Here is a 26,076-nt window from a genome sequence, read left to right on the forward strand (position 1 = left end):
TCGCTGATTGGCCGCGTCAGCGGCCCGTCTTGGGGGCCTTCCAGCGGGCGATCCCGCGAGCCACCAGGTTGAGGATCATGATGAAGCCGATGAGCACCAGCGCCGCCGCCCAGGCACGGTCGTACGCCGGACCCTGGCCACCACTGTTCGCGAACTGCAGGTAGATGTACACCGGCAGCGAACCCTGCGGGTCCTTGAACGGGTTGGCGTTGATGAAGTTCGTCACCCACACCAGCAGCAGCAGCGGAGCGGTCTCACCGGTGATGCGCGCGACGGCGAGCATGACACCCGTGGTGATACCGCCGATGGAGGTCGGCAGGACCACCTTCAGGATGGTGCGCCACTTGGGCACGCCCAGCGCCAGCGAGGCCTCGCGCAGCTCGTTCGGGACGAGCTTGAGCATCTCCTCGGTGGAGCGGACGACCACCGGCAGCATCAGGATGGACAGGGCCATCGAGCCGGCGAAGCCGGAGTAGCCCATGCCCAGGATCACGATCCACAGGCTGAGGATGAACAGACCCGCCACGATCGACGGGATGCCCGTCATGACGTCGACGAAGAAGGTGATGGCCCGCGCGAGCTTGCCGCGGCCGTACTCGACCAGGTAGATGGCGGTCAGCACACCGATCGGCACGGAGATCACGGTGGCGATGCCGACCTGCTCCAGGGTGCCGAGGAGGGCGTGGTAGATACCGCCGCCGGGCTCGGTGTCGGAGATCACGCCCATCGAGTGGCTGAGGAAGTATCCGTCGAGGACCTTCACGCCGCGCTTGACGGTCTCGTAGACGATCGAGGCCAGCGGGATGGCGGCGAGCAGGAACGCGACCCAGATCAGGCTGGTGGCGGTGCGGTCCTTGGCCTGTCGGCCGCCCTCGACGCGGGCGGAGATGGCGTACGACCCGATGACGAACAGCAGCGCGGCGATCAGGGCCCACTGGATGCTGCTGTTCAGCCCGGCGGCCGCGCTGATGCCGAGGCCGGCGGCGACCGAGCCCGCGGCGACGGCCCAGGCGAACCACTTGGGCAGCGTGGCGCCCTTCAGGCTGCTCGGGCGGTTGTCGGAGAGAGTTGCGTTGCTCATGCGTTGGCCCCCGAGAACTCCTTGCGCCGCTCGATGATGATGCGGGCGGTGCCATTGACCAGCAGAGTGATGACGAAGAGCACCAGACCGGAGGCGATGAGCGCGTCACGGCCGTTCTCGGTGGCCTCGTTGAACTTGCTGGCGATGTTCTGGGCGAAGGTGCCGCCGCCCGGGTCGAGCAGGCTGGCGTTGATGTCGAAGGTCGGCGACAGGACCATGGCGACCGCCATCGTCTCGCCGAGCGCGCGGCCGAGGCCCAGCATCGACGCGGAGATGACACCGGAGCGGCCGTAGGGCAGGACCGACATCCGGATGACCTCCCAGCGCGTGGCGCCGAGGGCCAGGGCGGCCTCCTCGTGCATCTGCGGGACCTGGCGGAAGACCTCGCGGCTCACGTTGGTGATGATCGGCAGGATCATGATCGCGAGCAGGATGCCGACGGTGAGCAGTGCGCGCGCGGGGCCGCCGTTCCACTCGAAGATGCCGGTCCAGCCGAGGTACTCGTCCAGCCAGCCGTACAGGCCGTTCAGGTTCGGGACCAGGACGAGGGCGCCCCACAGGCCGTAGACGATGGACGGCACCGCGGCGAGCAGGTCGATCACGTACGCGATGGGGCCGCCGAGCTTGCGCGGGGCGTAGTGCGTGATGAACAGGGCGATGCCGATGGAGACCGGGACCGCGATGGCCAGCGCGATGACCGAGGACACGACGGTGCCGAAGGCCAGGACGGCGATGCCGAAGACCGGCGGGTCGCCGGTCGGGTTCCACTCGAAGGTGGTGAAGAAGTTGGCCTCGTCCTTGCTGATCGCGTTGAAGGCGCGAAGGCTGAGGAAGACGGCGATGGCCGCCATGACCACCAACAGGAAGATGCCGGATCCGCGGGAGAGCGCGAGGAAGATCCGGTCTCCGGGGCGGGTGGCGCCGCGGGCGGCGCGCTTCTGCTCGGTCGTGGGCGGCTCAGGTGCGGGGGGTGATGCGATGCTCTTCGTTGATATATCCATCGGGTTCTCCGGTCTGCGGAGTCGTCGGGTCCGACGGCTCTCGAGCGGAGCCGTAGCGGATGGGCGGCGGCTCCTGGCGGCGGTGCACCGGACGGTGCGGCCCGCTCCCGTGTGGAGCGGGCCGCACTCAGGTCAGCTCAGGCCCGAGATGGTGCTGCGGACCTTCGTGATCAGCTCGTCGGGAACCGGGGCGTAGCCGGCGTCGGTCAGCACGCTCTGACCGTCCTCGGAGGCGATGTAGGAGAGGAAGGACTTGACGGCGGGCAGGGTCTCCGCCTTGTTGCCCTTGTCACAGACGATCTCGTACGTGACCAGGGTGATCGGGTAGGCGCCCTCGGCCTTCGGCGTGTAGTTCAGCTCCAGGGCCAGGTCCTTGCCCGTGCCGACGACCTTGGCCTCGGTGATGGACTTGGTGGCGTTCTCGGTGGTGGCCTCGACCGGTTCGGCGGCACCCGTCTTGATCTTGACGGACTTCATGCCGTCCTTCACGTACGACAGCTCCATGTAGGAGATCGCACCCGCGGTCTGGCTCACCTGCTGCGCCACGCCGGAGGAGCCGGAGGCCGACTGGCCGCCCTTGGCCTCCCACGACTTGCTGTGCTCGTACTTCCAGTCGTTCGGGGCGGCGGCACCCAGGTACTTGGTGAAGTTGTCCGTGGTGCCGGACTCGTCCGAGCGGTGGAACGCCTGGATCTTGAGGTCGGGAAGCTTCGCGTCGGGGTTCAGCTTCTTGATCGCCGCGTCGTTCCAGTTGGTGATCTTGCTGTCGAAGATCTTGGCGAGGGTCGAGGCGTCCAGGACGAGGCTGTCGACGCCCGGAACGTTGTAGCCGACGCCGATCGGGCCGACGACCATGGGCAGGTCGATGGCCTGGCCGCCGCCCGTGCACGCGGTCTTCTTGGACTCGGCGATCTCCTCGGCCTCCAGCGCGGAGTCCGAACCGGCGAACGCGGTCTGGCCCTGGAGGAACGCGGTGACACCGGCGCCCGAACCCGTCGGGTTGTAGTTGACCTGCACGCTCTTGCACGCCGCGATGTACTGCTTGACCCAGGCGTCGACCGCGTTCTTCTGCGCGGAGGAGCCGGAAGCCTGCAGCTGGCCGCTGGCGTCGCCACAGTCGATGTTGCCGGTGGGCGCGGCAGCGGTGGAGTCGCCGCCGGTGCCGGTGTCGTCGGAGCCGCACGCCGTGAGGGCCAGGGCGCCGGAGACGGCGAGAGCGCCGAGAGCGAGTGCCCGCCGGTTCTTGCGCTGAAGCTTCACTTGAGGGAGTTCCTTCCAGGAGCCGCCGTCCTGAATTCGGCGGCGTGCGAAGAATGGGCGATGCGGACGCGTCCCCGTCGGGCGCGGTCCGTCACCGTGCAAGGCCGAAATTAGACAGGACAGGTGAAGGCGCCGAAGGGCGTAAATGAACGAGGGGTGAACCCCTGGGGACGGTGCGGTGAGGTAACGGAACGCTTACGTCGAGGACACGGGAGCATTCCGAGGCTTTGGGGTGGGTTGTAGCGGACTATGCCAGGCGCAGTGACCGCAGCAGGGCGTCCACGAGGTCGCGGTCCCTGGGCTGGGTCAGGCGGCCCCGCGCGGCCGTGGGGGAGAGCCACAGCAGGCGGTCCACCTCGTCGGTCGGGGTGAATGTTCCGGGGCCTGCCTCGGCCGCCCAGTAGCGGACCTCCTTGGGGCGGCCGTTCGCCAGGTACCGCAGGGTCGGCAGCTCGGCGCCCGCCCGAGCGCGGTGCCCCGTCTCCTCCGCGACCTCGCGCAGGGCACCGTCGAGGGGGGTCTCGCCGCGTTTCAGCTTGCCCTTGGGGTGCGACCAGTCGTCGTATTTCGGCCGATGGACCAGGCATATCTCCAGCCCACCGTCTATCGGCGAACGGCGCCACAGGACGCAGCCCGCCGCGTGGACGGTGGTGAGATCCTTCGCATGAGTCACCTGGGTGTGCCTCCTTCGGGGGTGCCTGCCCTGTGATGCGGGCGTGTCCGCCCCTGATTCAGGGCGCGCCCACCGTCTGGATCTGCCAGGACTGCTGGAACGCGAACCGTGCCGCCTCCACCTCGTGCCGCTGGTCGGCGTGGAGCACGCCGAGGGCGTAGGCCGTCGCCGGGGCGATCCGTGGGGTGCGGGCCGCCTGGGCCGCGGCGGCCGCCGCCTCGGAGGCGTCACGGTGCCGGTTGAGGGCCTGGCCGGCCGTCAGCAGCCGTACGTCCACCCGGGTGTCGCCGTGGAGGACCTCGCGGGCGTAGCGGTGCAGGCGCAGCAGCAGGCGGACCTGGTGCCAGGGCGCGTCCTGCGGGTGCGGGGACGGGTCCGGGGACAGGCCGTGGATCAGGGCCTCCGCGTTGTAGGGGTGGCCCGCGGTCACCAGCGGCAGCGCCGTCACCGCGTCGCTGAGGCGCTCCTCGGCGGCGGCCGCGAGGGGGCGCAGGTCTGCGGTGGTCGCGGCGGGGGTGAGGGGGACCTCGCTGGCGAGTAAGGCGATGTTGTCGGCGACCGCGTGGAAGCGGCTGCTGCCGAGGGCTTGGAGGGCGGTGCTGTGGGCTCGGGTCCGGGCCAGGGTGAGCTGGCGTTCGAGTAGGGCGCCCGCTTTGGCCGCGCCGACCGTGAGGGTGCCGCGCTCCGGGGTGGCCGCCGGGTGGGTCGGAGGGCCGGCGTTGCCGGGTGCCGCTTTCTGTGGGAGGGACGCCGCCCCAGCGGCACGACTGCCCGCGGCGACGTTCGTACGGCTGCCCGCGGCTGCCTCGGCCGTGCCGTTCCCCGCGTCCGCACCGGACACACCGACCGCGTCGGCAACGGACCCGCCGCCCGCACCCTGCACACCGACCGCCCCCGGCTGCGCCGGCAGCACCGCCGCCCCCGACAACCGGTGCAGGGCCAGCAGCAGGCGTTCCAGGCGGGCCGCGTACGCGTGTTCCATCGCCAGGGTTCCCGAGAGCCAGGCCAGTTCGGGGCGGATGGCCTCCGACCAGTCGGCGTCCAGCAAGGGGCGGAAGGTGTGCAGGCTGGCGCTGATACGGCGGGCCGAGCGGCGCAGCGCCCGGGCCGCGTCGACGGACTGCTCCGAGCCGTTGTCCCCCGCTCTCGGCTTCGCTCGGGCGGGGGCACCCCCGTCGCCGCCGCCGGTCTCCCGGTGCTGGCGCAGGGCTCGGAGGAACTCCGTGGCCTGGGCGCGCAGGTAGCCCGCGAGGGCGTCCCCGGTCACGGCCCCGGCCGTGGGGTCCGTCGGATCAAGGTGTTGCTGTGCCACGCCGGCGCCTCCGGGCGTCTATGAGCATCTCCTGGACGTTGCGCAGGGGCTGGCCGTCCGCGTCCGTCGCGTGCCGGGTCCACTCGCCGTCCGGGCCGAGGTGCCAGGACGCGGTGGTGTCGGACATACCGGTCTCCATGAGCCGGTTCAGCGCGGCGCGGTGGGCCGGGTCGGTGACCCTGACCAGGGCTTCTATACGACGGTCGAGATTGCGGTGCATCATGTCGGCGCTGCCGAACCACACCTCGGGCTCGCCGCCGTTGCCGAAGGCGAAGACCCGGGAGTGTTCGAGGAAGCGGCCGAGGACCGAGCGGACGCGGATGTTCTCCGACAGCCCCGTCACGCCCGGGCGGATCGCGCAGATGCCGCGGACCCAGATGTCGACCGGCACGCCCGCCTGGGACGCGCCGTAGCAGGCGTCGATGAGCGCCTCGTCGACGATCGAGTTGACCTTGATGCGGACGTAGGCGGGCCGTCCGGCACGGTGGTGCTGGACCTCCTTGTTGATCCGCGAGATCAGGCCGTCGCGCAGGGACTTGGGGGCCACGAGCAGACGGCGGTAGGTCTCCCGGCGCGAGTAGCCGGACAGCCGGTTGAACAGGTCGGACAGGTCGGCGCCCACCTGCGGGTCGGCCGTCAGCAGGCCGAGGTCCTCGTAGAGCCGGGCCGTCTTCGGGTGGTAGTTGCCGGTGCCGACGTGGCTGTAACGCCGCAGCGTCTCGCCCTCCTGGCGGACCACCAGGGACAGCTTGCAGTGGGTCTTCAGGCCGACCAGGCCGTACACCACATGGCAGCCGGCCTCCTCCAGCTTGCGCGCCCACTTGATGTTGGCGTGCTCGTCGAAGCGGGCCTTGATCTCGACCAGGACGAGGACCTGCTTGCCGGCCTCGGCGGCGTCGATGAGCGCGTTGACTATGGGGGAGTCGCCGGACGTCCGGTACAGGGTCTGCTTGATCGCGAGGACGTCCGGGTCGTCGGCCGCCTGCTCCAGGAACGCCTGCACGGAGGTGGAGAAGGAGTCGTAGGGGTGGTGGAGGAGGACGTCCCGGTTGCGCAGGGCCGCGAAGATGTCCGGCGCGGATGCCGACTCGACCTCGGCGAGATCGCGATGGGTGCCCGCGACGAACTTCGGGTACTTCAGCTCGGGCCGGTCGATGGAGGCAATGCGGAAGAGACCGGTGAGGTCGAGCGGGCCGGTCAGCGGGTAGACCTCGGCCTCGCTGATCTTCAGCTCGCGCACCAGCAGATCCAGGACCTCCTGGTTGATGTTCTCCTCGACCTCCAGGCGCACCGGCGGCCCGAAGCGGCGCCGCATGAGCTCCTTCTCCAGGGCCTGGAGGAGGTTTTCGGTGTCGTCCTCCTCGACCTCCAGGTCCTCGTTGCGGGTGACCCGGAAGGCGTGGTGCTCCAGCACCTCCATGCCCGGGAACAGCTCCTCCAGGTGCGCGGCGATCACGTCCTCCAGCGGGACGAACCGGCCGGGGGAGGCCTCCAGGAAGCGGGAGAGCAGCGGCGGCACCTTGACGCGGGCGAAGTGCGGGGTGCCGGTGACGGGGTTGCGGACGCGCACGGCCAGGTTCAGGGAGAGCCCGGAGATGTACGGGAACGGGTGCGCGGGGTCGACCGCCAGCGGGGTCAGGACCGGGAAGATCTGGTGCCGGAAGAGGGTGAACAGGCGGGCCTGCTCCTTCTCCTGCAGTTCGTTCCAGCGGACCAGGTGGATGCCCTCCTCCGCGAGGGCGGGGGCCACGTCCTCGTGGTAGCAGGCGGCGTGCCGGGCCATCAGCTCGCGGGAGCGGGCCCAGATCATCTCCAGGACCTCGCGGGGCTGGAGGCCGGACGCGGACCGGGTGGCGACACCGGTCGCGATACGGCGCTTCAATCCGGCCACGCGGACCATGAAGAACTCGTCCAGGTTGCTGGCGAAGATCGCCAGGAAGTTCGCCCGTTCGAGGAGCGGGGTGTTCGGGTCCTCGGCGAGTTCGAGGACACGCTCGTTGAACGCGAGCCAGCTGCGCTCCCGGTCCAGGAAGCGGCCCTGGGGCAGCTGGACACCGTCGACCTGGGTGACCTCGTACGCGTCGAGGTCGGCATCGATGTCGGGCTCCAGCTCGGAGACCACCGCCGAGTTGACCGTGTGCGGGCGGTGCGCCGCGATGGAGCCGACGGAGGGCTGTGCGTGCTGGACGTTTGCCTGGGCGTTCGTGGACTGGCTCATATGCCCATTGTTCCGCGTGGCGAGGCTTATGGGCGCGTCGGAAAGCGCGGGTGGGAGCGTGGCGGGGAGGCGTCGTGCGTCCCCGTTCCTCGCGCTCCCTTCCGGGGGCGGCGCAGGCTCTGGCACGGCGGGGGTCATTGGGTGAGCGTCGCAAGGCTGTCTGAACCAACGGTTACGGAGACATGGCGTGTGGGATAGCGGGGGGCGGCTCGCGGGCGTCTACGTCGGCGACGGGATGTCCGGCCCGTACGTCCCTCCCCCCGTGAAGGGACGTACGGGCCGGAGGTCTCAGGGCATGCGGCGGTGCAGCAGCCGGAAGGCGGCGAGCGTCGCCGCGGCGGCCACCACGAGGACGATTCCGGTCTCGACGTACTGGAGCGGCCAGAAATGGGACCGGGGGTGGAAGGTCGCGCTGGTGGACAACGGGGTGCCCTCCCCCGGATACCGCCCCCAGGTGATGTCCCAGTCCTGCTGCCAGGCGGAGCGGGGCAGCTCGAGTTCGCCCTTCTCACTGCGGGTGGCCGTCGGCCAGAGGTTCTCGCGGTAGCGCTCCAGCACGGTGTAGAGGAGCAGCGCGGCCGCGAAGCCCAGCCCGGCGGCGGGCAGTGCCCGGCGGAGCAGCAGTCCGGCGAGCGTGCCGAGGGCGAGGCCCGCGAGGGCGTAGGCGACGGCCACCGGGCCGATGCCGGCGAACTGGTCGGGTCCGTACCAGTCCCCGACGAGGTTCGGGTTGTCGTCCGTGCGGGCCCAGAGGTTCAGCAGCAGGACCGCACCGGTTCCGGCGGTGAGCAGGGCGGCCGGGACCGCGAGCTTGGCGGCCAGCCATCGGGCGGGGGTGACCGACTGGGTCCAGGCGAGCCGGGCGGTGCCGCTCTCCAGCTCCCGGCCGATCAGCGCCCCGCCCGCCCAGGCGGCCACGGGGAAGATCACGTAGCACAGGGCCGTGGTGACCAGGGCGATGCCGTCGGAGTAGAGGCCGTCGACGGTGATCGCCTCGACCGAGGCACAGGAGGGGAGGCCGTCGTGGGCGGGCTCGGCGCACGGGACGTTTCCCCGGCGGGCGTCGTCCGCGATCGTGTGCATCCAGATCAGGCCCGCCGTCGCGGCGGTCAGGGTGAGCCCCCAGAAGACCAGGGCCGTGCGGTGCACCCGCAGGACGGCCCAGACCAGGCCCCGTGGCCCGCGCGGGGTGCCGGTGGCCGGGGGCGTCGTGACGGTGAGTGTGGTGGTCATGCGGCGGCTCCGGTGCGGCGGTTCAGCAGCCGGAAGGCGAGCAGGACCGCCAGCGCGGCGACGGCGAGGACGATGCCGGTCTCCACGAGTTGCAGGGGCCAGAAGTGGGAGGCCGGGTGGTAGTCGCGGTAGAAGCCCACGATGTCGTGCTCGGCGAGGCACTTGGCGTCGTCGACGCAGATGGGGTCCGGGACGCGGGCGCCGGTGGAGGTGAGCGCGCCGTCGCCGACGACCATGCCGATGTACTCGGGGTACACGTCCTTGTCGGTGAGCGTTTCGACCGGCCACAGGTACGGGCGCAGGGTGCCGAGCACGGTCGTGAGCAGCGCCAGACCGACGACCGCCGTGCCGAGCGCGGGCAGGGCCCGGCGCTGGAGCAGGCCCGCGAGGACGCCGACGGCGAGGCCGAGGAGGGCGTAGGCGGTGGCGAGGGTGCCGTTGGCCTCGAAGGTGGTGCCCTCGTACCAGACCCGCGAGTCGGCCGCGAGCCGCAGCGCGCCGTCCGCCGAGAAGACCATGCGGTGCACCAGGGTGAGGACGAGCGTGCCGGAGACGAGCAGGGCGGCCGGGACGGCGAGCTTGGCGGCCAGCCAGCGGGCCGGGGAGACGGACTGGGTCCATCCCAACTGGGCGGTCCCGCTCTCCAGTTCACGCCCGATGAGCGCGGCACCCGCCCAGGCGGCGGTGAGGAAGGGCGCGAGGGCGAGGATTCCGGAGCCGAGGCCGATTGCGGCGTCGTACCGGTTGTAGTCGGCACCCCTGCCCATGTCGCAGGCCAGGCCGCCCGGGGTCGCCGCGTCGCAGCCCGCCCTGCCGTACTCGGCCCAAGCGGCGTCCGCCCCCGGGCCGTACGCCCACAGCATCGCTCCCGCTCCGACGGCCACCAGCATCACCCAGAACCACAGCGCCGAGCGGTGCAGCCGCAGCATCGCCCAGAGCAGGCCGCGCGGGCCCCGGGTGGGCGTGGCGGCGGTGGACGTCTCGAGGGTCACGGCGGTCATACGGCGGCCTCCTGCGGGGTGTCGAGCCGCAGGGCCGGGGCCTCGGGGGCGCGCAGGTGGGCCAGGACCAGCTCCTCCAGGGTCGGGGCGGTGCTCTGCCAGGCCTCACCGAGGGGGCCGTCGGGTCGTACGAGTGCGGTGACCTGACGTCCTGTCGTACGGGATTCGACGACGGTGTGCGGGTCCAGGGAGGCGTCGGCCCGGCCGGTGATCAGCTTGTGCGCGGCCAGCAGGTCGTCCAGCGGGCCGGCGAGGCGGACGCGGCCGGCGCCGAGCAGCAGGAGGTGGTCGCAGGCGCCGTCCAGCTCGGCGACGACGTGCGAGGACATGACCACCGTGGTGCCGTGTTCGGCGGCGTCGGCCATGAGCGCCGCCATCAGCTGGTGCCGGGCCAGCGGGTCGAGGTCGGCCATCGGCTCGTCCAGGAGCAGCAGTTCGGGGCGCTTGCCGAGGGCCAGGGCGAGCGCGACGCGGGTGCGCTGGCCGCCGGAGAGCGTGCGGATCTTGGCGTCCGGGGCGAGGTCGCCCTCGGCGACGATCCGCTCGGCGACCCGGGCGTCCCAGCGGCGGGGGTTCAGCTCGCGGCCGAGGCGCAGGGTGTCGGCGACGGTGAGCTGGGGGTGCAGGGGCTTGTCCTGGGCGACGTACGCGAGGCGCTCGCGGGCCGCCGCCGGGGTCTGGCCGAGGACGGTGATCGTGCCGTCGGTGGGGCGCAGCAGTCCGGCGGCGAGGGAGAGGAGGGTCGACTTGCCCGCGCCGTTCGGCCCGACGACGGCGCAGACGCTGCCCGCGGGGAGCCGGAAGGAGCAGTCGGCCAGGGCGGCCTTGTGGCGCCGCCCGAACCTCCTGCCCAGCGCGGCCGCCTCGATGGCGGTCTCGGTCATGACTCGTCCCCCTTGAAGTGCGTGTCCAGTACAGAAGTGAACAGAGCGTCCACGTCGTCGCGGTCCAACCCCGCCTCGCGGGCCCGTGCGGCCCACGCGTCCAGTTCGGTGCGCAGGGGCGATTCGGCCGGCGCGGTGCTCAGTGCGCGCCGTACGAAGGTGCCGAGTCCCCGACGTGCCTCGACCAGGCCCTCGCGTTCCAGTTCGCGGTAGGCCTTGAGGACGGTGTTGGGGTTGATGGCGGTGGCCTCGACGACCTCACGGGCCGTCGGCAGCTTGTCCCCCGGCTCCAACAGACCCAGGCGCAGGGCCTGTTTGGTCTGCTGGACGATCTGCACGTAGGTGGCGACGCCGGAGCGCCGGTCGATGCGGTACTCGACCATTCCGTCCCACCACCCTTTCACTAATTGAGTAGTGAAAGGGTGGTGTAAGAGAAGGGGCGGCGTCAAGGACGCCGCCCCTTACGGGAGTTATACGCGGTTTGCCCTCATGAGCCAGTCCGGTACATCACGTCTCAGCTCGGTACATAAGGTCCGTCTCATACGTCACGAACCCCAGCCGCTCGTACACCGACACCGCCGCCTTGTTGTCGGCGTCGACGTAGAGCATCGCCGTCGGGAGCCCCTGCGCGGCCAGATGGCGCAGCCCGATCGTCGTCAGGGCCTTGCCGAGGCCGCCGCCCTGCGCGCCCGGGTGCACACCGAGGACGTACACCTCGCCCAGCCGTTCCTCCGCGTGGACCTTCGTCCAGTGGAAGCCGACGAGTTCGCCCGCCCGCTCCGCCAGGAAGAACCCCGCCGGGTCGAACCACGGCTCGGCCTTGCGGTCGTCGAGGTCGCGCTGGGTGAGGGAGCCCTGCTCGGGGTGGTGGGCGAAGGCGGCGGCGTTCACGGCGAGCCAGGCCGCGTCGTCCTGGCCGGGCACGAAGGTGCGGACCGTCACGCCCTCGGGGAGCACCGGGTCCGCCAGCTTCAGGTCCGCCAGCGAGCGGCGCATCTGGCGCAGTTCGCGGAACAGGGTGAGGCCGAGGACCTGGGAGAGGTGCCGGGCGGCGGCGTGGCCGCCGTGGGCCCACACCCGCAGCCGCTTGCCGGACGCGGCGAGGAGCGCCGAGCCGAGCGCACGGCCGTGACCGTGGCCGCGGTGCGAGGGGTGGACGACCAGCTCGGCGGCCGGGGCCTCCACGGGGTCGGTGTCCTCCAGCTGGGCGTAGCCGACGAGTTCGCCGGCGACGGTCAGCAGCAGATGCGACACGCCTTCGCGCGCGCCTCCGCGCAGTTGCAGCCGGCCCTGCTCGGACACCGCCTGCTGCCCGTCGTTCCGGGCGGCCTCCGCGAGCAGTTCGAGTACGGCCTCGGTCTGCTCCGGGGAGAGCGCGGAGTGGGTCTCGATGGAACGGGTCGGGAGGGGGTGTGCGGTGTCGTCGCTGGTCATGCGTACGAGGGTAAGGGGAGCGTCCGGCAATGTGGCGGCAAAGGGGCGGGCAAAGGGAAACCAGAAAGTAACCATGAACCCCCTGTCGCGCTACGCGCGTTGACTCTAGGCTGCGCCCGACGGGGCCATGTCACTTTCGACCCACAGGGGGGCGTATGCCAGCCGAGTCACGCGTGCACCAGAGCCGCAGACGCCGTACTCACCTTCTCCTCGCCGGAGCCGCCGGTGTCGCCGCCGCCGGCGCGCTGGCCGCGGCGCTCCCCGCGGCCGCGACGGCGGAGGAGAGCTCCGCCAGGCACGGGGGCGGTTACGGCTACAACCGCTACCAGGACGTACAGCTGCTGTCCTTCAACGACCTGCACGGCAACCTGGAGCCGCCGTCCGGCTCCTCCGGCCGGGTCACCGAGCTGCAGCACGACGGCACGACGAAGACCATCGACGCGGGCGGCGTGGAGTACCTCGCCACGCACCTGCGCCAGGCCCGCGAGGGCAACAAGTACTCCATCACCGCGGCCGGCGGCGACATGGTCGGCGCCTCCCCGCTGATCTCGGGCCTCTTCCACGACGAGCCCACCATCGAGGCGCTGAACAAGCTCGAACTGGACGTCACCTCGGTCGGCAACCACGAGTTCGACGAGGGCGCGAGGGAACTGGCCCGCCTGCAGAACGGCGGCTGCCACCCGACGGCCGGCTGCTACACGGACGAGGAGTTCGAGGGCGCCGACTTCCCGTACCTCGCCGCGAACGTCCTGGACGAGAAGACCGGCAAGCCGATCCTCAAGCCCTACTGGGTGTGGAAGAAGAAGGACGTCAAGGTCGGCTTCATCGGCGTGACCCTGGAGGACACCCCGGGTGTCGTCTCCGCGGACGGCGTGAAGGGCCTGAAGTTCAAGGACGAGGTCGAGACGATCAACAAGTACGCCAAGGTGCTCCAGCGCCAGGGCGTGAAGTCGATCGTCGCCCTCATCCACGAGGGCGGGGCGCCGGCGTCGGCGTCGTACAACTACGACTGTGACGCGCCCGGCGCCGGCGACGGCATCTCCGGCCCGATCGTCGACATCGCCAAGAACATCACGCCGCAGGTCGACGCGCTGGTCACCGGCCACACGCACGCCGCGTACGTCTGCACGATCGACGACCCGGCGGGCAAGCCCCGCATGGTGACGTCGGCGGCGTCCTTCGGCCGCCTCTACACGGACACGACGCTGACGTACGACCGCTTCACCGGCGACATCGCCCGTACGTCCGTGCAGTCGGCGAACCACGTGGTCACCCGGACCGTCGCCAAGGCGCCGGACATGACCGAGCTGATCAGCAAGTGGAACACCCTCGCGGCGCCCATCGGCAACCGTGCGATCGGCTACATCTCCGCCGACATCCCCAACACCAACACCGCCCCCGAGTCCCCGATGGGTGACCTCATCGCCGATGCGCAGCTCGCGTACGGCAAGGAGCTCGACCCGGAGACCGACCTGGCGCTGATGAACCCGGGCGGCGTCCGGGCGGGCCTCACCTTCGCGGCGAAGGGCAGTGAGGGCGACGGCGTGGTGACCTACGCCGAGGGCTTCACCGTCCAGCCGTTCTCCAACACGGTGAACCTGCAGGACTTCACCGGAGCCCAGCTCATCAAGGTCCTCCAGGAGCAGGTCAGCGGCTCGAACGCGGCCGCGCCGAAGATCCTCGCACCGTCCTCGGGTCTGACGTACACGCTGGATCTGACGAAGACGGGCGCGGACCGCATCGTCGTCGACTCCGTCAAGCTGAACGGCGCGGCCATCGACCCCGCGGCCACCTACCGCGTCGCGACCAACAGCTTCCTCGCGGGCGGCGGCGACGGCATCACCACGCTGGGCCAGGGTACGAACGACCTGGTCGGCACGGACGACCTGACGGCGCTGGAGAAGTACCTGACGGCCAACTCCTCGGCCACCAACCCGATCGCGCCGCCGACGGCGAACCGGATCACGGTCGTGCGCTAGACAGCACACGCGCGTCAAGCGCGGGCGGGGCGGGGTCGGTACGCACGGTCGGCCGGATCGACGTGTACCGACCCCGCCGAACTCCGGCCGCGTTGGTGCAATCGCAGCTCCCTCCTCCCTACGTAACGCGTATCCCGGCCTGGTCACCGGGGTGTTTCGGCCGAAACCCCGTCACCGAACCGCCTGTTCGGGGGCACCATGAGTGACCCGCCGACAGCGCTTGGTCACGGTGACCGGAGGCTGAACGGCGGCTTGGGGGAGGGGGGAAACACATGCTGCTGCCCGACAACCCGATTTCGGGACCGGACGGAGACCGTTTCGGATTCAGCACCCATGCCAAGGTGCTCTGCGAGGCGATCGCGACCGCGGAGGGCCTGCCGCTGACTATCGGGGTCTTCGGGCCCTGGGGGATGGGCAAGTCGAGTTTCATGAAGGTCTGCGAGGGCCTGCTGAAAGCCCGCGACATCCGGACCGTCTGGTTCAATCCCTGGAAGTACGACCAGAAGGACGAGATCTGGCACGCGCTCATCCAGACCGTACTCACCGAGATCGCCCAGGACCTCGACAGACGACGGGAGTCCGGTGAGGAGACGCTGCAGGAGCGGCTCGGCACAGCCCTGGACACGGTCAAGCGGCTGAGCCAGGCAGCGGCCTGGCTGCTCGCGCGCAGGACCGCGGGCCCCCTCACGGCGGGTTTCCTGGCCCCCGAGGACGTCGACGCCGTCCAGACCGCGCTCACCGCACCGGGCGTGGAGACGTATCTGCACGTCAACCGCTTTGAACAGGACTTCAGGGACGTCGTCAACACATACTCCGACGGCGGTCGGCTCGTACTGTTCATCGACGACCTTGACCGCTGCCACGAGGACGCGGCGATCACCGTGCTCGACTCCCTGAAACTCTTCATGGGAGAGGGCTCCTGTGTGTTCGTCCTCGCCATGGACTATCAGGTCGTCGCGGAGGCGGCGGCCAAACGGTTCGACAGCGAAGGCACGGACGGCGCCCGCGGCCGTCAGTACCTGGAGAAGCTGATCCACTTTCCGTTCCACCTGCCAGTGATCCCGTTCGAGGCACTGCAGCTGCACCTTCACGACGAGGTCACGGACCCGGCGCTGACGGGCTCACGCGAGCTCTGGGAGCTCATCGAGGTCGCCTTCACGGCCAACCCGCGACGCGTGCGCCGCTTCGTCAACGGCCTGAACCACACGGCCCTGACGCTGCACGAGCACAACGACCCGCCGGGGCGCGACCGGCTGCTGCACGCGGGCACCCTTCTCGCGTTCCAGATCATGCACCCCGACTTCTACTCCGCCCTCCAGCGCGATCCCGGCGTCTGGGCGCGGTTCGACGAGGCCGAGTTCGCCAAGACCGAACTCGGCGGGCAGGACGCGGAGCTCGCCGCAAGCAACCCGGGGGTGCGGCGGCTGATCGCCGCGGTGTCGTCGCGGCGCACGGGCTTCGGCTTTCCCCCGCCGCCGACGGCCACCGTGATCAGGCTGCTGACCGAGGTGTTGACGGTCGCCGGCGGATCGGTCGCAGCCCGGGGGGTGGCCCGTGGCGCGTGACACGGAATCCGACATCCGGTACGCGGTCGGCCTGGACCTCGGAGACGGGGAGAGCTCCCTGTGCTGGTTGCCGACGCACGGGCGGAGCAAAGCGCGGGTCTACACCAGGGGAACCGACGGCGCCACCATCGTGACGGCCCTGGGCCGCGAGCGCCTGGACCAGGGCGGACACCGGTACGTCATCGGCGAAGCGGCCGTACTGGCGCAGAACGTCCTGCACTTCAGCGTCAACTTCAAGTCCCGGCCGGACCCGGAGGACCTGGCCGTTCCGGAAGCCGTCCAGTTCGCCCAGATCCTCCTCACCGAGTTCCTGTCCCGGCACCCCGAGGTCAGGAGGAACTGCGCGGTGTACGTCGGTCACCCCACGGGCTGGGACGACGTAGCGGTGGCGACGTACGCCAGGCACTTTTCGTCGATGAACGTGCCCGTACGGCTCGTCGCGGAGTCCCAGTCGGCGCTCGTGCACGTCAGGGACCGAAGAGGCGGACGGCGGGAGGAACGCGGGCTCGACCGGGTCCTGGTCGTCGACATCGGCTCCTCCACCACCGACTTCACGTTCGTGGAGGACCTGATCCCCAGAAACCTTCCGGTGGGCTCCGATCTGGGCTGTGCCGTGATCGACCGGGAGCTGGCCAGGATGGTGCGGGAGGCGTTCGCGGGCAACGAAGACTTCACCAGGGCTCTTGGCCGGGACGACTCGGGGGAGGAGATGCTGCTGCTCGCGTGCCGCCGGGCAAAGGAAGCGCAGTTCACCGGGACGGATGTCCGCCTCCAGGATCTCCAGGCCGGCTGTGACCCCCGGTTCACCCCCTTCCTGGGCCCCTCCCTGGGCTGGCTCAGAGGCGTGGACATTCCGGGGCGCGTAGTACGTGGGCAGGGCGGCTGGGCCGAGGGCTTCGCGGACGTGCTGACGGAGGTGCGCGGTCTGCTCGGCGCGACCGAGCCCGAGCTGGTGGTGATCACCGGAGGCGGATCGCGTATGCCCGTCGCACGCAGGCTGTGTCTCGACGCGTTCCCGGAGGCCACCGTCGAGAGTGACACCGACCCTTCCCAGTCCGTGACCCGGGGGCTCGCCAGCGTCGGACGGCACCGAGTCAACGTGGCGCGGTTCCGGCACGACATCCATGCGCTCAAGGACCGGCCGGACTTCGAGGAGAAGATCCGCGCCGGCCTGCTCGACGCGTTCGACCAGGCAAGGAACACCCTCCTGGCCCGCCTGCTGGAAAGGGCCGACGACGACAACGCCGATGCCCAGGACGAACAGGACATCGACGCGCTCATCCGCCGGCTCACCGGGATGGACCAGGTGCTGGCTCGCCTGCGCGTACGCCTCAATGCCGAACTCACCCCCATGGCCCTGGACATCTGCCGCTCGTACGACATCAGGGACGACCAGTTCATGCTGGAGCTCGTCCTGCCCGGGGTCATCGGCACCGCCATCAGTGCCCGGATCCGTCCCATGTGGCGTACGTTGCGCGGTGCCCAGTCCGTGCTCAAGACGATCGGAAGCATGGGGGGTCTCGGTCTCCATGCGATGAAGTTTGCGATGCAGAGCTCGAAGCGTCTCGCGCACCTGGGCGCGCTGGGAGCCATCGCCGGAGGCGCGCTGGCTCTCCCGAAGGCGACGGAGATGGCCGCCCGCAAGCTGATCCGTACGACACTGGAGAACGCGCGGCTCGATCCCGCCGAGGTGACCAGCGTCGTCACCCACGTGGCCGAGCAGATCACCGCGCAGATGGACCGCCGTGCCCAGGAGGTCGAGCGCTTCGTCTCCGACCCCACTTCGCCCTGAAACTCCTGCCGTGTCGGTATGCGGGGAGGGGCCGAAGGGGCTGTAGTGACGTGGGTCGCATACTCCTGGTACCGGTTGCGGCTGGGGGGCGTTCGCATGGTCGGATGGATCGATGCGTACCCCCCACCGCATAACCACGCATCCCTATACAAACCCCTACGAGGAGCTGGCCGCTCTGGACGACGGTCCGCTGGATGAGTTCCTCCACGAGGACGTACGGGACGAGCAGACAGAGCAGACAGAGCAGGACGACGCGGCGGCCCAGGACGATCCCTGGGTCCCGCCCAACCACCGCCGTAACGGCCGGCGCCGCCGGCGAGGGCGCCTCGCGGGGCTTCCCCTCGCGCTGAAGGCGGTGATCGCCCTCGTCGTCCTCGCCTGCTTCCTCACCCTCGGCGACCGCTGGGCCCTGCTGTACGCCGAGCGCAGAGCGGCGGACACCCTCAAGGACCGCTTCGACCTGGCCGCGGCGCCCGAGGTGGAGATCGGCGGCTTCCCCTTCCTCACCCAACTCGCCGATGAGCGGCTGGACTCGGTGAGGGTGACCGTCCCGGACGTCGCCGCCGACCGGATCTCGCTGGCGCAGGTGACGGCAACCGCGAAGGACGTACGGCTGGACACCGACGGCCCGACGGCCGTGCGCGGCGCCGACGTCCCGACGCTGCAGGGCGACGTCCTGCTCTCCTTCGCCGACCTCAACCGCGAACTCGGCGCGTCCCAGGTGACGTTCACCGGAGAGGGCCGCGACCGGGTCCGGGCGCGCGGCACCCTGCCGGTCGCCGGACACGACCTGCGGCTGCGCGCCGAGGCCCGCATCCTGCGCGACGGCGACCGCGGCATCGCGACGCACATCGGCGGAATGCGCCTGGACATAGGGGACCTGGCCACGTACCGGCCGGGCACCCGCGCCGCGGACGGCCTGCACCTGAGCCGTGAGTCGGCGGCCCGCCTGGCCCATGAGACCCGCAAGGCGAAGGCACTGCTGTCGATCCCGTCGGTCGTACGGCGCCTGGGAGTGCCCGACTCCGTCGTCCGCGAGGCCCTGCGCGACGAGGCCAAGCTCGCCGACCTGACCGGCACCCCGCGCTTCCTCCACCAGGCCATGCGCCTCAACCTCATCGACCTGGCCCTGGACCACCCCGCCCTGCTCAAGCGCCTGGGCTTCGACCCCGCCCTGCTCGACGCCCTGCCCCGCCTCACCCGCCCGGTCCTGGCCGACCAGCTGTCCCTGGGCTTCCGGCTGCCCGAGCCGCCGAGCGGGGCGCTGCGGTTGCGGGACGTTCGGGTGGAGGAGGACGGGATCAGGGTGCGGTTGGAAGGGGCCGGCCTGGCGGTCGGCGGGAAATAGGTCCCCGGCAGAAGGCTCCGTCCGCGCCGAAGAAGCAGGCCCCGAAGCGCCGCCCGGTCGCGAACAAGGGCTGAGGCCCGCCACGAGGCGGGGTCACCGGAGCGTCGCCGCTCCGGGGCCCCGCCTCGGCCATGTCCGCAGGGACCGCAAAGGGAGTGGGGCATGAGGGAAGTCCGGGACGCCTCCGGTGTTTCTGGCCGTTCTGGGGCCCGGCGGCGGCCTGGCTGGGCGTCGCCGCGCTCCCGGACGGATACGACACGCATGTCGCCCCCGGCACGGCGGCCCTCTCCGGCGGCCGGCTGAAGCGGATCACGATCGCCCGCGCGATGCTGCGCGCCGCACCCGTCCTGATCCTCGACGAGCCGACCGCCGGACTGGACTCGGTGGCCGCCCGCCAGGTCGTACAGCCGCTGCGACGACTGATGTCCGGGGCGGTGTCGGCGGAGGAGACGCTGGTCCTCAGGCTGTGAGGAGGGTGGGCGTCGGCCTCGGCTCCCGCCCCCCGGCATGCTCGGCTTCCACTGACGCCGGGCATGCCGGGTACTGCCGCGTGCCGGTGTCAGACGACCCGGCGGACGCGCTGCGTGTCCAGGTCGTAGCGGGCGCCGACGATGGCCAGTTCGCCGGTGCTGATCCGCGCGGCGAAGTCCGGCTCGGCGGCCAGACGTGCGCGGACGGCCCGTACGTTCGCGTTGATGGTCGCGTCGATGCGAGCGGTGCCCTCCTTCGAGTGGTCGATGTTGGGGGCTATCTGCTCGGCCAGGTACTGGATGTGGGCAGGCAGCCGCTCACCGGACTCGTCCGCCTCGACGGCGGCCTTCACGGCACCGCACGACTGGTGTCCGAGCACCACGATCAGCGGCGTCCCCAGTTCGAGCGGCCCGTAGGCGAGGCTGCCGAGGACCGCCTCGTCCAGGACCTCGCCGGCGGAGCGCACGACGAACAGGTCACCGAGACCCTGGTCGAAGACGAGCTCCGGCGGCACGCGGGAGTCGATGCAGCCGAGGATGACGGCGAACGGGTGCTGAGCCGTCGTCAGGCTCTGTCGCACGGTGGGCGACTCGTCGGGGTGCCGCTCACGGAATGTGGACCATCGCTCGTTGCCCGCGGCGAGCTCACGCAGGGCTTCCGCGGGAGTGCTGGGGCGACGAGCGGAGCCGCCGGCGGTGGGGGCCGTGGGGGCCGTGGGGGCGGCGCAGGCGGAGGTCGTACCGAGGGCGGCGGTGGCCCCCAGTGCCGCGGCCCCGGTCAGCCCGGCCCGCAGGAGTGCGCGGCGGGCGAGCGAGGGGAGGGCGAACCGCTTGTGGGCGGAGGAGGTCGGCCCGGAGCCGACGGATCTGTCAGAGTTCACGGACTGGAACGTACGCCCGAAACTCGAACCAAATATTCACCTTGCTGAATCATGGCCGAGCGCGGGGAAGTCATGATCGATCATTGGTCGGCTCTTGACGTTCCCCCGCGCAGGCTTTGACGTTAAGCGGTTTCCGCAGGGGTCAGGACGCCGTCGGCGTCCAGCCACCCAGCCAGTCCGCGATTTCCTGCCCGGCCGCCTGGGCGTCCGTCAGCTGCGGCCGGTCACTGCTCGCGCTGCCCGCGCCGGCGCCGGTGTTCTTGTACTCGGCGAAGCGGTCGTCCTTCCAGGAGAAGCCGCTCATGTCGGTCCAGGGCGTGGTGCGGATCGCCGCGCTGAGGGTGGTGTTGCGCACCGTCGTCTGCGGATCGAGGGACGCGTCGCCGCCCGCGTGCCAGGGGCGGCCGAGGTAGAAGCTCCGGTCGGACACGTCGCCGTTCACCGTCGAGTTGGCGATCAGGATGCCCTTGCGGTTCGCGACGGTCGACGGGGCGGTGACGTAACCCGCCGAGGTGCCGTCCCAGCGCTTCTTCAGCGTGATGACGGACCGGTCGATCACCGCGGTCGCCCGGCCGAAGATGAAGTCGACGTTGCCGACGATGTAGGAGTTCCGCATGTAGACGCGGCCCAGCCTGTCCTTGGCCGCGGTGTCCACCAGCAGGGTGTCCTGGTCGCCGCCGACGATGACGCCGTCGAGGAACACCTTGTCGGCGGCGGTGCGCAGGGCGACGGCCTGGTGGCCGCTCAGGTTCTGGTTCGCCTTCTCGTCGAAGTCGTTGTTGATCGTCAGGTTGCGGGCCTGGAAGTCGTCGGCCTCGACGGCGACGGTGGCACTGCCGCCCGTGCCGTAGGTGCCGCCGCCCGGCTTGGGCGTGCCGGCCGCGTTGTTGTAGACGATCACCGTGTCCTTACGGCTGCTGCCCGTGCCCTGGATGGTGACGTGCGGCTTGTTCGCCGGGACCTTGACGAGCTCGCGGTACGTGCCCGGCTTGACCGCGATCACCACCCTGGAGGCGTTGTTCGCGGGCACGGCGTTCACGGCCGCCTGCACGGTCGTGTACTGACCGCTGCCGTCCTTGGCGACGGTGAGAGTTGTCGCGGCCTTGGTGCTCGCCGCCGCAGTCGTCGTCGTACCGATGGAACTGCGCGGCCCCGCACCCGACTTGAGGAGTGACGGCACCTTCGCCGCCGCGTCGAGCGTGTACGAGTAGTACTTCTTCGGATCGAACGCCGTACCGCCGCTCTCATTACGGCCACTCGTCCCCGAGAAGACGTTGCCGCGCTGGACGAGGGTCGCGGTGGCGTCCTTGATGACGGGGTTGTTCATGCCCTGGAAGTAGGAGTTCTCCAGGACCATCGCTGTCCTGCCGCGCGAGTAGTTGCCGTACGACGACTTGATGCCGGTGCCCGCCGCGTCCTCCAGGAAGTTGTTGTAGAGGTGCGCGTGGGCGGCGTTGTCGGTGGACGGGTTGCGCTGCTCGGTCTCGCGGAACCAGTTGTGGTGGACCGTGATGTCCGTCTTGACGTTCTCGGTCCAGCCGATGCCGAAGGTCTTGTTGTTGTCGCTGAACTTGTTCCAGGACACGGTCACGTTCGTGCTGTCCTTGCGCACGTCGATGAGCCCGTCGGCCATGTGCCGCAGATTGTTGTGGTCGATCCACACATGGTGGGCGCCGTCCATCTGGATCGCGTCGAAGTCGTGATCCTTGTCGTTCCAGACGCCCTGGTACGAGTCCCGGATGGTCAGGTTCCGAATGATCACGTTGTGCACGCCGGACCCGAGGAAGAAGCCGCCGCCGACGATGTGCCCGGAGGTCCCGGACCCGACGATGGTCTTGTCGGACTGAACCCTGATCTCTTTCCCGACGGGACTGATGTTGATGGTCCCGGCGACGACGATGACGTACGGCTCGGCGGCCGTGGCGTACTTCTCCAGGTCGGCCTGTGTCTTCACGGTCACGATCCGGCCGTCGCGGCCGCCATAAGTGCCGTTCTGGCCAAGGGAGTTGACGGAGGCGAATCCGTCAGCGGTGGCGGTGGCCCAGGCGGGGGCGGCGGCGGTCGCGGCGGACGCCTGCTGCTGGGTGCCGGAGCCGAGGAGGCCGAAGTCCGTGCCGTAGGCGAACGTGCCGGCGGCGGTCAGGGTCAGCGGGACCCCGACCGCCAGGACCGACTTGCCTCTGCGGTGGCGGGCCTTGCTGCGGTTCTCACTCATACGGCGATCCGTTCCGTGCGGGGGATGGTCCGAAGAGTCGTCGTCGCCCCGCACGGAAAGGTTGCCGCCCAGAGAGTCCTACCGGGCCGCCCTGCCGGCAAATGCCCTACTTGGCACAGGTGTTGGGGTCCAGCTTCTCCTCCACCTTGTCCTCACGGCCGTCGGGCTGGCCGTTGGGCAGGAGCTTGTCGGAGGTGCCGTCGATGTAGTAGCCGTAGGAGTAGATCGTCTTCCAGCTCGCGTCCCGGCCACGCCAGGTGTGCGTGGTGACTTCGCCGTCGCCCTTGTTCCACTGGTAGTCCTCGACGTAGAAGACCGGGTTCACGCGCACCACGCGTTGGTACGGCGTCCAGGTCACGGCGACCTGGGTGCACGGCGGGATGGTCTTCTCGCTGCGGCGCTCGAACCTGGACTCCTTCTCCCAGCCCCACTCGTAGGTGAAACTGCCGCCCGCGGTGCCCGAGAAGATGCTCTTGGCGGCGGACAGGCTGATGCTGGCGCCGACGCTCTTCTTGGCGAACGTCTTGGTGCTGTAGCTGCTGACGAAGGTCTCCTTGTCGTCCGCCGAGCCCCGGTTGCCGATCCACGGCGAGGTGCGGACGGTCTCGCCCTTGATGGACCAGGTTGAGGCCTGTGCGTAACCGCACCAGCCGCGGAAGAGCTCCCACGGCCCGGCGGGCTCCCACAGCCCGATGACGTCCCGCAGGTACTCGTCCTGGGTCTTGAACTCGCCGGTGTCGACATTGAGGGCGCCGTAGACGCCCGTCAGGCTGCCCTCCTGGCTGCAGAGCCGCTCGATCATCAGGTCGGTGTTGCCGGGGTCGACACCCCGGACGTTCTGGGCACCGCCGGGGCCGGCCGCCTGGGCGGAGCCGGCGCCTGCCAGCACGCCGGACAGGGCGAGGGCGACGGAGGCGATGCTCAGGGCGCTCTTCTTGAGTGTCGATTTGCGAATGAGTCGCATGGGGGTTGGCTCACTCCTGCGCTGTGCGCTGTGCACGGGCGCCGACGGGTCCGGTCGGCACCTGTCTGACAGCCAGGAAGATTGCAGAGAACTCACGGGTAGGGTCGGGATCAGGTGAGGATGACAGGACATCGACAGCTGGGCGGGGGTGTCTGTGGGGTTTTATCGGCTTTGGCCTGCCGTCGTTCCGTGCGTGTAACTTCGTTGACTGATAGGTGAGTTGGGACGCGCGTCGGGGTGAGCGGTACGTGTGTTCTGGACCGCCTGGAGATCTGGACACCTGGACACCTGGGCATCGAGTGCGGGGTGGCGAGGTGTGTGGCTGGTGCCGTGTGCGTTCGCGATCATGTTCCACGCTTGTGCGTGGGCGCCATGCCTTCACCTCTCGTGCCCTGCGGGTGGGGAGGTGACCGCGGTTCGAGGATGCCCTGGAGTGGTCAGAGGGCGACCGATCGCATAGGCGCTCGCCCCCACCTACCCGCGTCAACGAGGACCCCCCAATCGTGGTGGAGGAGATCTTCTGGCTGGAAGCAGACCCGCCTACGGACCCTCCGGCGGAGGAGTAGGCGCCCCTGGCAACCGCACCGTCGCGATCGTGCCGCCACCCTCGGCGCGAGCCAGGGTGACCTGGCCGCCGGCCTGCTCGACCGTACGGGCCACGATCGACAGACCCAGCCCCGAGCCCGGCAGCGCACGCGCGCTCGGCGAGCGCCAGAAGCGGTCGAAGACGTAAGGGAGTTCCTCGGCGGGAATGCCGGGCCCGTGGTCGCGGACGGTGAGGACACCGTCGTTCAGTACGACCTCGATCGTGCCGCTCTCCGGGCTGAACTTCACCGCGTTGTCGAGGATGTTGACGACAGCGCGCTCCAATGCCGCCGGTTCCGCGCGGACGTACCAGGGCTGAAGGGCAGCCGTGATCGTCAGCTCCGGGCCGCGCAGCCGTGCCCGACGCAGGGCGGCCTCGACGGTGTCCTCCAGGGAGACCACCTGGACGCGCTCGCCGCGCTGGCCTTCCGAGCGGGACAGCTCCTGCAAGTCGCCTATTAGGGCGGCCAGTTCGGTCATCTGCGCCTTGACCGAGGCGAGGAGGGCCTTGCGGTCCGCCTCGGGGATCGGGCGGCCCGTCTCCTCGCTGCGGGTGAGGAGCTCGATGTTGGTGCGGAGGGAGGTGAGGGGGGTGCGGAGTTCGTGGCCGGCGTCTGCGATGAGTTGTTGCTGGAGTTCGTGGGAGTTGGCCAGGGCGGAGGTCATCGAGTTGAAGGAGCGGGAGAGGCGGGCCACCTCGTCCTCGGCGTCGTCCTCGACCGGGATACGGATGTTCAGATCCTCGGTGCGGGCCACGTGCTCGACGGCCTCGGTGAGCTTGTCGACGGGGCGGAGGCCGGCGCGGGCCACTGCGAGGCCGGCGGCTCCGGCGCCGACTACTCCGATGCCGGAGACGAGGAGGAGGATCAGGGCCAGTTCGTTGAGGGTCTTCTGGGTGCTCTTCAGGGATACGGCCACAACGAGCCCGACGTTGGGCCCGGTCTCCCCGGAGGTGGTGGCCGTGGGGCCGAGCGGCCGGGTGAGCACACGCACATCGGTGCCGTCCCCGGCGGTTCCGTTGCGGAAGTAGACCTGGTTGGTGCTGCCGTTCTTGATCTCGGTCTTGTCGGCCTCGGTGACCTTCACCGTCGCCGCGGAGTCCTGGAGAATGCAGACGGTGCCGTCCTCCTGGACCAGCTGCGAGTAGGTGTTCCGGAAGACACCGGTGCCATACGGCGTCTCAGTGCAGTTCGTCAGAGCGTCCTGGAGCTGCCCAGGCATTCTCATCGACGCCTTTTTGAGGTCGTCGTCCACCTGGTCGTAGAGCTTCCCCTGCACGATGAACCAACACGTCACCGAAACCGCCGCCACCGCGAACGCCACAGCCGCCGCCACCAGCAACGACAGCCGCGTCCGGATGGGCAACGACCGGTACCGCCGCAGAACCCTGCTCACTCCGCCCCACCCTGCCGCAGCACATACCCCACACCCCGAACCGTGTGCACGAGCCGCGGCTCACCACCGGCCTCGGTCTTGCGGCGCAGGTACATGACGTACACATCAAGGGAGTTGGAGGAGGGCTCGAAGTCGAAGCCCCACACCGCCTTCAGGATCTGCTCCCTGGTCAGCACCTGGCGCGGATGCGCCATGAACATCTCCAGCAGCGTGAACTCCGTACGGGTCAGCTCCACCGGCCGCCCACCCCGCGTCACCTCACGCGTGGCGAGATCCATACGCAGGTCGGCGAAGGTCAGCGCCTCGTCCTCCTCCACCGCGCCCGCACCGGCCGCCGCCGCGTACGAGCTGCGCCGCAGCAGGGCGCGGACCCGGGCGAACAGCTCGTCCAGTTCGAAGGGCTTCACCAGGTAGTCGTCGGCGCCCGCGTCCAGTCCCGTCACACGGTCGCCGACCGTGTCGCGGGCCGTCAGCATGAGGATCGGCGTCGTGCCACCGGCGGCGCGGATGCGGCGGGCGGCGGTCAGGCCGTCCATGCGGGGCATCTGGATGTCGAGGATCACCAGGTCGGGCCGGTAGGCGGTCGCCTTCTCCAGGGCGTCGGCGCCGTCGACCGCGACCTCGGTGTCGTACCCCTCGAAGGCGAGGCTGCGCTGGAGGGCTTCGCGCACCGCCGGCTCGTCGTCGACGATCAGGATGCGCTGGGGGTCACGGTCGCCATCGGCGGGGCTCATGGGCTCGGGATCCTCGGGTGCGGTGGGGCGGGAGGGCTGGACGGGGGCTGA

20 protein-coding genes and 1 pseudogene are annotated in these 26,076 nt (G+C 70.2%); 5 read left to right on the forward strand and 16 right to left on the reverse strand.

Going from position 1 to position 26,076, the window contains the following annotated elements:
- Positions 1-16 precede the first annotated feature (16 nt).
- From pstA to mshD, 11 genes are all read right to left on the reverse strand, one after another.
- The gene (pstA, locus tag ACTMVF_RS40235; protein ID WP_441276054.1) at positions 17-1,081 is read right to left on the reverse strand and encodes a phosphate ABC transporter permease PstA; all 1,065 of its coding nucleotides are present in this window, start codon (positions 1,079-1,081) and stop codon (positions 17-19) included.
- Positions 1,078-2,082, reverse strand: coding sequence for a phosphate ABC transporter permease subunit PstC (gene pstC, locus ACTMVF_RS40240; protein ID WP_441276055.1), 1,005 nt, complete (start codon positions 2,080-2,082; stop codon positions 1,078-1,080). Before pstC ends, pstA begins: the two co-directional genes overlap by 4 nt.
- 132 nt (positions 2,083-2,214) lie before the next feature.
- Positions 2,215-3,342 (reverse strand): phosphate ABC transporter substrate-binding protein PstS, encoded by a 1,128-nt coding sequence (gene pstS, locus ACTMVF_RS40245; RefSeq protein WP_441276056.1) that lies wholly within the window; start codon positions 3,340-3,342, stop codon positions 2,215-2,217.
- A 247-nt stretch (positions 3,343-3,589) separates the two neighbouring features.
- Positions 3,590-4,015, reverse strand: coding sequence for an NUDIX hydrolase (locus ACTMVF_RS40250; RefSeq protein ID WP_441276057.1), 426 nt, complete (start codon positions 4,013-4,015; stop codon positions 3,590-3,592).
- A gap of 58 nt (positions 4,016-4,073) precedes the next feature.
- Positions 4,074-5,327, reverse strand: a complete 1,254-nt coding sequence (locus tag ACTMVF_RS40255; RefSeq protein WP_441276058.1) for a CHAD domain-containing protein — start codon at positions 5,325-5,327, stop codon at positions 4,074-4,076.
- Positions 5,308-7,545: an RNA degradosome polyphosphate kinase gene (locus ACTMVF_RS40260; protein WP_441276059.1), complete on the reverse strand. Its 2,238-nt coding sequence runs from the start codon at positions 7,543-7,545 to the stop codon at positions 5,308-5,310. Before ACTMVF_RS40260 ends, ACTMVF_RS40255 begins: the two co-directional genes overlap by 20 nt.
- A 288-nt stretch (positions 7,546-7,833) precedes the next feature.
- On the reverse strand, positions 7,834-8,778 hold the full coding sequence (locus ACTMVF_RS40265; protein WP_441276060.1) for a hypothetical protein: 945 nt from the start codon (positions 8,776-8,778) through the stop codon (positions 7,834-7,836).
- Positions 8,775-9,779 (reverse strand): ABC transporter permease, encoded by a 1,005-nt coding sequence (locus ACTMVF_RS40270; protein ID WP_441276061.1) that lies wholly within the window; start codon positions 9,777-9,779, stop codon positions 8,775-8,777. The genes ACTMVF_RS40265 and ACTMVF_RS40270 overlap by 4 nt, the downstream gene beginning before the upstream one ends.
- Complete coding sequence (locus ACTMVF_RS40275) at positions 9,776-10,663, reverse strand: ABC transporter ATP-binding protein (protein WP_441276062.1); 888 nt, start codon at positions 10,661-10,663, stop codon at positions 9,776-9,778. Before ACTMVF_RS40275 ends, ACTMVF_RS40270 begins: the two co-directional genes overlap by 4 nt.
- The gene (locus ACTMVF_RS40280) at positions 10,660-11,046 is read right to left on the reverse strand and encodes a GntR family transcriptional regulator (RefSeq protein WP_441276063.1); all 387 of its coding nucleotides are present in this window, start codon (positions 11,044-11,046) and stop codon (positions 10,660-10,662) included. Before ACTMVF_RS40280 ends, ACTMVF_RS40275 begins: the two co-directional genes overlap by 4 nt.
- A 124-nt stretch (positions 11,047-11,170) precedes the next feature.
- On the reverse strand, positions 11,171-12,097 hold the full coding sequence (mshD, locus tag ACTMVF_RS40285) for a mycothiol synthase (protein ID WP_441276064.1): 927 nt from the start codon (positions 12,095-12,097) through the stop codon (positions 11,171-11,173).
- A 155-nt stretch (positions 12,098-12,252) separates the two neighbouring features.
- Here mshD and ACTMVF_RS40290 point away from each other — a divergent pair, with 155 nt between their 5' ends.
- The 5 genes and pseudogenes from ACTMVF_RS40290 to ACTMVF_RS40310 form a co-directional block, all read left to right on the forward strand.
- Entirely contained in the window at positions 12,253-14,076 is a 1,824-nt protein-coding gene (locus tag ACTMVF_RS40290; protein ID WP_441276065.1) for a bifunctional metallophosphatase/5'-nucleotidase, read from the forward strand.
- A gap of 272 nt (positions 14,077-14,348) precedes the next feature.
- Positions 14,349-15,641: a KAP family P-loop NTPase fold protein gene (locus tag ACTMVF_RS40295; protein WP_441276066.1), complete on the forward strand. Its 1,293-nt coding sequence runs from the start codon at positions 14,349-14,351 to the stop codon at positions 15,639-15,641.
- Positions 15,631-17,433, forward strand: coding sequence for an Hsp70 family protein (locus ACTMVF_RS40300; RefSeq protein ID WP_441276067.1), 1,803 nt, complete (start codon positions 15,631-15,633; stop codon positions 17,431-17,433). Before ACTMVF_RS40295 ends, ACTMVF_RS40300 begins: the two co-directional genes overlap by 11 nt.
- Before the next feature lie 112 nt (positions 17,434-17,545).
- On the forward strand, positions 17,546-18,781 hold the full coding sequence (locus ACTMVF_RS40305) for an LmeA family phospholipid-binding protein (RefSeq protein ID WP_441276068.1): 1,236 nt from the start codon (positions 17,546-17,548) through the stop codon (positions 18,779-18,781).
- Positions 18,782-18,993: 212 nt separating this feature from the next.
- Positions 18,994-19,212 (forward strand): annotated as a pseudogene (locus ACTMVF_RS40310) (ATP-binding cassette domain-containing protein); the annotation flags it as partial.
- Positions 19,213-19,340: 128 nt separating this feature from the next.
- Here ACTMVF_RS40310 and ACTMVF_RS40315 read toward each other — a convergent pair.
- The 5 genes from ACTMVF_RS40315 to ACTMVF_RS40335 form a co-directional block, all read right to left on the reverse strand.
- Positions 19,341-20,132: a carbonic anhydrase gene (locus ACTMVF_RS40315; protein WP_441276069.1), complete on the reverse strand. Its 792-nt coding sequence runs from the start codon at positions 20,130-20,132 to the stop codon at positions 19,341-19,343.
- A gap of 142 nt (positions 20,133-20,274) precedes the next feature.
- Positions 20,275-22,347, reverse strand: coding sequence for a pectinesterase family protein (locus ACTMVF_RS40320; RefSeq protein ID WP_441276070.1), 2,073 nt, complete (start codon positions 22,345-22,347; stop codon positions 20,275-20,277).
- A 106-nt stretch (positions 22,348-22,453) separates the two neighbouring features.
- Positions 22,454-23,311, reverse strand: coding sequence for a hypothetical protein (locus ACTMVF_RS40325; protein ID WP_441276071.1), 858 nt, complete (start codon positions 23,309-23,311; stop codon positions 22,454-22,456).
- Positions 23,312-23,851: 540 nt separating this feature from the next.
- Entirely contained in the window at positions 23,852-25,291 is a 1,440-nt protein-coding gene (locus ACTMVF_RS40330; RefSeq protein WP_441276072.1) for a HAMP domain-containing sensor histidine kinase, read from the reverse strand.
- Complete coding sequence (locus tag ACTMVF_RS40335; protein WP_441276073.1) at positions 25,288-26,025, reverse strand: response regulator transcription factor; 738 nt, start codon at positions 26,023-26,025, stop codon at positions 25,288-25,290. Before ACTMVF_RS40335 ends, ACTMVF_RS40330 begins: the two co-directional genes overlap by 4 nt.
- Positions 26,026-26,076 lie beyond the last annotated feature (51 nt).

Origin of the sequence: Streptomyces sp. SD31, from assembly GCF_052068475.1 — a bacterium.
Classification (GTDB): Bacteria; Actinomycetota; Actinomycetes; order Streptomycetales; family Streptomycetaceae; genus Streptomyces.

Excerpts from the sequence above, each read along its gene's own strand:
- pstA (WP_441276054.1), bottom strand. The coding sequence starts at position 1,081 with ATGAGCAACGCAACTCTCTCCGACAACCGCCCGAGCAGCCTGAAGGGC.
- pstC (WP_441276055.1), bottom strand. The coding sequence starts at position 2,082 with ATGGATATATCAACGAAGAGCATCGCATCACCCCCCGCACCTGAGCCG.
- ACTMVF_RS40260 (WP_441276059.1), bottom strand. The coding sequence starts at position 7,545 with ATGAGCCAGTCCACGAACGCCCAGGCAAACGTCCAGCACGCACAGCCC.
- ACTMVF_RS40265 (WP_441276060.1), bottom strand. The coding sequence starts at position 8,778 with ATGACCACCACACTCACCGTCACGACGCCCCCGGCCACCGGCACCCCG.
- ACTMVF_RS40270 (WP_441276061.1), bottom strand. The coding sequence starts at position 9,779 with ATGACCGCCGTGACCCTCGAGACGTCCACCGCCGCCACGCCCACCCGG.
- ACTMVF_RS40275 (WP_441276062.1), bottom strand. The coding sequence starts at position 10,663 with ATGACCGAGACCGCCATCGAGGCGGCCGCGCTGGGCAGGAGGTTCGGG.
- ACTMVF_RS40280 (WP_441276063.1), bottom strand. The coding sequence starts at position 11,046 with ATGGTCGAGTACCGCATCGACCGGCGCTCCGGCGTCGCCACCTACGTG.
- mshD (WP_441276064.1), bottom strand. The coding sequence starts at position 12,097 with ATGACCAGCGACGACACCGCACACCCCCTCCCGACCCGTTCCATCGAG.
- ACTMVF_RS40290 (WP_441276065.1), top strand. The coding sequence starts at position 12,253 with ATGCCAGCCGAGTCACGCGTGCACCAGAGCCGCAGACGCCGTACTCAC.
- ACTMVF_RS40295 (WP_441276066.1), top strand. The coding sequence starts at position 14,349 with ATGCTGCTGCCCGACAACCCGATTTCGGGACCGGACGGAGACCGTTTC.
- ACTMVF_RS40305 (WP_441276068.1), top strand. The coding sequence starts at position 17,546 with ATGCGTACCCCCCACCGCATAACCACGCATCCCTATACAAACCCCTAC.
- ACTMVF_RS40320 (WP_441276070.1), bottom strand. The coding sequence starts at position 22,347 with ATGAGTGAGAACCGCAGCAAGGCCCGCCACCGCAGAGGCAAGTCGGTC.
- ACTMVF_RS40325 (WP_441276071.1), bottom strand. The coding sequence starts at position 23,311 with ATGCGACTCATTCGCAAATCGACACTCAAGAAGAGCGCCCTGAGCATC.
- ACTMVF_RS40335 (WP_441276073.1), bottom strand. The coding sequence starts at position 26,025 with ATGAGCCCCGCCGATGGCGACCGTGACCCCCAGCGCATCCTGATCGTC.